The sequence below is a fragment of the Bacteroidota bacterium genome (genome assembly GCA_018831055.1).
GTDB lineage: Bacteria > Bacteroidota > Bacteroidia > Bacteroidales > B18-G4 > M55B132.
This window is the reverse complement of sequence record JAHJRE010000134.1, coordinates 1-6,029: the sequence shown is the minus strand read 5'-3', so window position 1 is coordinate 6,029 and position 6,029 is coordinate 1. Positions and strand designations below refer to the sequence as shown.

Below are 6,029 nucleotides of genomic sequence, written 5' to 3'. Positions count from 1 at the left end.
TATACGCCTGGTGGTAGGGCAGGATTTTGAGCAATTTATAGGAGGAGATTCCGTCCTTGATTCCATAGTTTTAACAAACCAGCAAGATAGTCTTGGCTATACCTATGACACGGATTCTGCCATAGTGGTACCCCAAAATTTGAAAAATATTCTGGAATCCATTATGACTGAATCGGATGAGAAATCAGAGCAGGAGATAGGATTGGAAATTGATGGGCTGGTTGTAGACCAAACCCGTACCAAAGCCGGTCAGGATTTTTATGATCATTTTTATCGTAATTGGGAGGCTCCACCGGAAGCCTCAAATTATACAATTACGATCCGGGAGATGCCATTCCGTATCAGGATGACTCAGGTAATAATAAAAATTAATGATAACGAAGTTTTTAGGCAAGTTTTACAACCCAGAAATGATTACATTGTTATGCTTGCTGATTATGCCATTGCCAGGTGTCAGCAGTTTCTGTTAAATTATGAAGAAATCTTAAGACAGTTAGGTGGTGATGATCAAAGTGGTACAGGACTTTTTTAATATATTTGTTTAAAACTATTCAATATGAAGATCACGAGAATACTTTTAATCGCAATCCTATTATTAGGATTATCTGGTCTGGTAAAATCCCAGGATATGGTATTTAAATTTACCAATCCTATGTTTGGAGGAGGAGATACATTTATGTATCAGCAACTTATCAGTTCAGCCCAGGCACAAAATACTTTCGAAGATGATGCCGCTGCATTTGATCCGTTTCAATCAGATCCTCTTGCTGATTTTGCGGAAGATCTAAACCGGCAAATTCTTAGTCAGATCTCACGGCAGTTGATCAATGAGCAGTTTGGGGAATTAGGTCTCCAGGAAGGCACATATATCCTGGGTTCTTATCAGATCGATATTTCCAATACTGGTCAGGGATTGAGCCTGGTTATCCTGGACACCTCTACGGGTAATCAGACAAGTATTGTAATCCCCTATTTTTAGTCCAGTATAATGATGTACACATATTTTACAAACTTAAAAACCTGATTAATGGGCAAGAAAATACGATTTATCAAAATCTTTATCATTGCTGTTTCTGCCGGCTATCTTCTGTCAGGATGCGGACCATTTTTCAAGCAACCTGTAAAGACAGAAAGGGCCAGGCTTGGTCCGGAAACGCCACTTAAAAGTGATCTGATGGCTTTACCGCAGGCTCAGGATAAGATTGTTGCCGCAGTTTACAAGTTTTCCGACCAAACAGGTCAGTATAAACCTTCTGAACTCGGTAATAACTGGTCGACAGCAGTCACACAGGGAGCAACGGCTATCCTGCTTCGCGCCCTTGAAGAATCAAACTGGTTTGTGGTGATCGAAAGAGAAAACCTTGCAAACCTTCTCAATGAAAGAAAAATTATCCGTTCCAGCAGGGCACAGTATATGGGTACCAGCGAAGAAAATTCACCATTACTTCCGCCATTGCTGTTTGCCGGGGTTATTCTGGAAGGAGGAATTATCTCTTATGAGGCAAATATTCTCACAGGTGGAGCCGGATTGCGGTATTTTGGTGCCGGTGGATCGGCTCAATACCGCGAAGATCGTGTTAGTATATACCTTAGAGCTGTCTCCACAAGCAACGGTAAAGTCCTTAAAACAGTTTACACAACGAAATCCATCCTCTCTCAGCAGATCGGATTCAATTTTTTCCGTTACGTGAAACTGAATACCCTTATGGAGGCAGAAGTAGGTTTTACCTATAACGAACCCTCGGAAATGGCTGTAACAGAGGCAATAGAAAAGGCCGTGATCAGTCTGGTTTATGAAGGTATAAAGGATGATTTGTGGAAACTAAGCAATCCAGCCGATACCTCTATGATACAATATGTTCAGTACTTCAAGGAAAAGGAAAAAAATTACCAAACTGACGAATTTGGATCCTATTTAAGCGATGAACGCAGAGGATTTATTGGAGCCGGTATCCATGGGGGCATTGAACAGTATAACGGAGACGTCAGGGATGATATGAAATTTACCCCTTATCTCGAATTAAATCTTGATTTTTACTGGCACCCAAACTATTCCGTTAATGTGAATCTGGGACGAGGAACCCTGGAAACAAAAAACTGGTTTGAAACAACTTTTGATTATGCTGAAGTCAACCTGAAATATCTTATTCTGCCTAAAGCGAATGTTTCTCCATTCGTATATGCCGGAGGCGGTATTTTCTATCAGGAAGATTATTCCAATGCAGATCCTCTTTATCCTCAGCCAACACAAAAGATCTTTCCCAAGGTGCAGGGAGGCCTCGGTGTGGAGTTCATGATTATCAAAAACTTTTCGCTAAGTCTCCTGGCTAATTATACATATATTCTTAGTGATAAAATTGATGGCATCGAAGAGGGGAAATATATGGATTATTATTGGGGCGGTTCAGCCGGATTAAAGTATTACTTCGGAAAATCCCCCTATTATTATCAAATGGAAAGAAACAGAAAGAAATAATAAAATTTTGAATGATGAGAAATAAACTTATTAACCACAAGTTCATTTTGCTTATCCTTGCCATGGTTGCATTAGTCTCCTGCGAAAAGGATAAGGTAACCCTGCAGACTTATGGCACCATTACCGGAACGGTTTTGGATGCAAACACCAATGGACCGGTCATTGCAGCAAATATTTCTACCAATCCGCCAAGCTCTGCCGTTTTGACCGATCAGGAAGGCAAATTTCTAATCACGGATGTTCCTGCCGGAAATGTAGTTATTTCTGTTAAAAAGGAGAACTATAACTCAAGCTCTACATCGGTATTGGTGCAGCAAGACCGGACAACAAACGTGACAATACTTCTGGAGGTGACTGAGCCTTCAGCGGGTTCAGGAGTTGTTCTGTCGGACCCTTCACCGGCAAATCAGGCTATTGATATGCCAAGATCGGTTGATTTGCAATGGAAAATGGATAATTCTTCTACCTATGATTCCATCAAATTCGATGTTATGTTGTATGAATCCGATAACCTGGTTGGAAAACTGGTGGCATCCGATATTCGTGATACAACGTACACTGTTGAAGACCTTGATTTTCAGAAAACCTATTACTGGCAGATTATTGCTAAATACGGCACCATTGAACTGAACAGGAGTACAGTATGGTCTTTTTCTACTATCTTGCTTCCTGAATTGCCATACTTTTATGCCAGGGAAATAAATGGGAGTTATGAGATCATCAATTCTGATTCAGTGATAAATGATACAACAGCTCCTTTGGTGCAGCTGACGAATGATCCTGCTCATACCAATTGGCTTCCATTGCTAAACCCTCAGAAAACCCTGGTTTCTTTTATTTCGAACAAATTGGTTAATCCATACATCTATACTGTCAGAAGGGATGGATCGGATGAGGCCAGGGTTTGGGGATTTCCCGTTATCGGTTATCATAACCAGGGAGAGGGATATTGCTGGTCTCCCAGTGGACAGTTTGTTTTATATGGATATTATAATATACTGAAAAAGACAGATATTTATTCCTATAATTCTTTTGATGTTGCGTATGCCCCGGCTGAAAGACATTTTAGACAGTGTGACTGGAATGGACATACTCAGAAGATTGTAGTACAAACTGTTGGAAAAAGTATATATAATGCTGAAATCTACATGATGAACGAAGATGGATCCAACATGACCCTGCTTGTAGATAATGAGCCGGGCCGTACCGATAGCCCTTCTTTGTCAATCGACGGCCAAACCCTGTTGTTTTCCCATGATGCTATGGGATTTGACGATCCGGGTGGGAGACAGCTGGACGCTTGTATTTATTTGATGGATGTGAATGAACCGGGTTCCATGTTAAACATCTCAATCAATAAGCCGGATGGAACCAATGACTTGCAGCCAAGGTATACGCCTAATGGTGCTTTTGTTATTTTTATGAATGAAGATAACACTGGAACCGGCAGAAAAGATATATATGTTATGGACCTGACAGGAGGGAATAGAGTTAAACTCATAGAGGATGCAATTATGCCCTTTATGAATTAGTATTCATACCCTTTGTCTTGTAAATTATGAAAAAGAACTACAACATCCTCCTGGTGGATGACGATCGTTTGGTACGTCAAACAACCCGGGTTTGCCTTGAAAAAATGGGCTACGCTCTTGATATGGCTGAAAACGGGAAAGATGCAGTGGAAAAATGGTCGGAGAAAGAATACGATTTAATTGTGATGGACGTGAGCATGCCGGTGATGAATGGTTTAGAGGCAACAAGGACCATCCGCAGCATTGAAAAAAAGCGAAAGAAAAACAAACCGGTCACCATTATTGCCATGACGTCGGGTGTTACCAGAGAAGAGTGTATTCAATCGGGGATGAACGAATACATTTCCAAACCTCTGCACAAGGATCAGCTTTGCCGGATGCTCAGCTACATGGAAGAAGATCAGGAGGGTTACAGGATTTCTGAATAGTATATTTAACCAGGATTTCCGGTAGGGTTAATCGAGCTTTAATACTGCCAGGAATGCTTGTTGTGGAACTTCTACATTACCCACTTGCCTCATTCTTTTCTTGCCTTTTTTCTGTTTTTCAAGGAGTTTTCTTTTACGGGTTATGTCACCACCATAGCATTTGGCAGTTACATCCTTTCTTAGTGCCTTGATGGTTTCCCTCGCGATCACTTTTACCCCGATGGCTGCCTGTATGGCAACATCGAATTGCTGACGCGGGATCAGTTCCTTCAATTTTACGCACATCCTTCTTCCAAAATCATAGGCATTGTCGCGATGAATTAGAGTTGACAAGGCATCCACAGGCTCACTGTTAAGCAGGATGTCGAGTTTCACGAGATTGGCAGGTTGATATCCCGATTGATGATAATCGAAAGAAGCATAACCTTTGGATATGCTTTTCAGTTTGTCATAGAAATCGAAAACAATTTCTGCAAGTGGCAGTTCAAAGGTCACCTCCACACGGTCGCTGGTAAGATATACCTGGTTTTTCAGGATACCTCGCTTGTCGATGCAAAGTTTCATGATGCTGCCAAGGTATCCTGATTTGGTAATGATTTGAGCGTGAATATAGGGTTCTTCAATGTGTTCGATGTATTTCTGGTCGGGGAGACCAGAAGGATTATGCACTTCTGTTACTTCACCTTTTGGGCTGACAACACGATAGGAAACATTGGGAACGGTGGTGATCACATTCATGTCGAATTCACGGTCAAGCCTTTCCTGGATAATTTCCATATGGAGTAAACCCAGGAAACCGCAGCGAAAACCAAAGCCAAGAGCTGCTGAAGATTCTGGGACAAAGGTGAGGGATGCATCGTTCAATTGTAATTTTTCAATGGAGTTCCTTAACTCTTCATAATCATCGGGATCAATAGGATAAATTCCGGCAAAGACCATGGGTTTAACATCCTGAAAGCCCGCAATGGCTTTGGAACAAGGCCTTTCAACATGAGTAATGGTATCGCCGACTTTAACTTCCCGGGATGATTTGATTCCTGAAATGATATAACCTACATTTCCGGCGCTGAGTACATCTTTTGGTATTTGTTGCAAGCGTAATATTCCTATTTCATCTGCGTGATATTCCTTGCGGGTGGAAACAAATTTTACAAAATCATCTTTCCTGATTTCTCCGTTAAAAATCCTGAAATAAGCAATGATGCCCCGAAATGAATTGAATACGGAATCGAAAATCAAAGCCTGGAGTGGAGCCTGAGGATCTCCTTTTGGGGCGGGGATTTTATGAATAATAGCTTCAAGTATATTGTCAACCCCATAACCCGTTTTGGCGCTGGTCTCAAGGATATCTTCACGATTACATCCGATAAGATCAACAATTTGATCTTTGACGTCCTCCGGCATGGCGCTTTCGGAATCCATTTTATTCAAAACCGGAATAATTTCAAGATCATGTTCTATGGCCTGATAAAGGTTGGAGATGGTTTGCGCCTGTACCCCTTGTGTAGCATCCACTACAAGTAAAGCCCCCTCGCAGGCGGCAATAGCTCTCGAAACTTCGTACGAAAAGTCAACATGTCCGGGAGTATCAAT

6 protein-coding genes are annotated in these 6,029 nt (G+C 41.5%); 5 read left to right on the top strand and 1 reads right to left on the bottom strand.

Annotation, left to right across the window (positions count from 1 at the left end):
• The 5 genes from KKA81_08300 to KKA81_08280 all read left to right on the top strand — a co-directional run.
• On the top strand, positions 1-532 hold a 532-nt coding region (locus KKA81_08300), incomplete at its 5' end, for a curli production assembly/transport protein CsgE (GenBank protein ID MBU2650922.1).
• A 24-nt stretch (positions 533-556) separates the two neighbouring features.
• On the top strand, positions 557-979 hold the full coding sequence (locus KKA81_08295; protein ID MBU2650921.1) for a curli assembly protein CsgF: 423 nt from the start codon (positions 557-559) through the stop codon (positions 977-979).
• A 48-nt stretch (positions 980-1,027) separates the two neighbouring features.
• Positions 1,028-2,476: a curli production assembly/transport component CsgG gene (locus KKA81_08290; GenBank protein ID MBU2650920.1), complete on the top strand. Its 1,449-nt coding sequence runs from the start codon at positions 1,028-1,030 to the stop codon at positions 2,474-2,476.
• Positions 2,477-2,490: 14 nt separating this feature from the next.
• On the top strand, positions 2,491-4,008 hold the full coding sequence (locus KKA81_08285) for a carboxypeptidase-like regulatory domain-containing protein (protein ID MBU2650919.1): 1,518 nt from the start codon (positions 2,491-2,493) through the stop codon (positions 4,006-4,008).
• Positions 4,009-4,034: 26 nt separating this feature from the next.
• On the top strand, positions 4,035-4,436 hold the full coding sequence (locus KKA81_08280) for a response regulator (GenBank protein ID MBU2650918.1): 402 nt from the start codon (positions 4,035-4,037) through the stop codon (positions 4,434-4,436).
• A gap of 27 nt (positions 4,437-4,463) precedes the next feature.
• On the opposite strand, the gene lepA is transcribed toward KKA81_08280, so the two are convergent.
• Positions 4,464-6,029 (bottom strand): translation elongation factor 4 (gene lepA / locus KKA81_08275; protein ID MBU2650917.1); only part of this gene is annotated, 1,566 nt, incomplete at its 5' end.

What these genes read in the sequence shown, in the direction of transcription:
- KKA81_08295 (MBU2650921.1), top strand. Translation starts at nt 557, where the DNA reads ATGAAGATCACGAGAATACTTTTAATCGCAATCCTATTATTAGGATTA.
- KKA81_08290 (MBU2650920.1), top strand. Translation starts at nt 1,028, where the DNA reads ATGGGCAAGAAAATACGATTTATCAAAATCTTTATCATTGCTGTTTCT.
- KKA81_08285 (MBU2650919.1), top strand. Translation starts at nt 2,491, where the DNA reads ATGAGAAATAAACTTATTAACCACAAGTTCATTTTGCTTATCCTTGCC.
- KKA81_08280 (MBU2650918.1), top strand. Translation starts at nt 4,035, where the DNA reads ATGAAAAAGAACTACAACATCCTCCTGGTGGATGACGATCGTTTGGTA.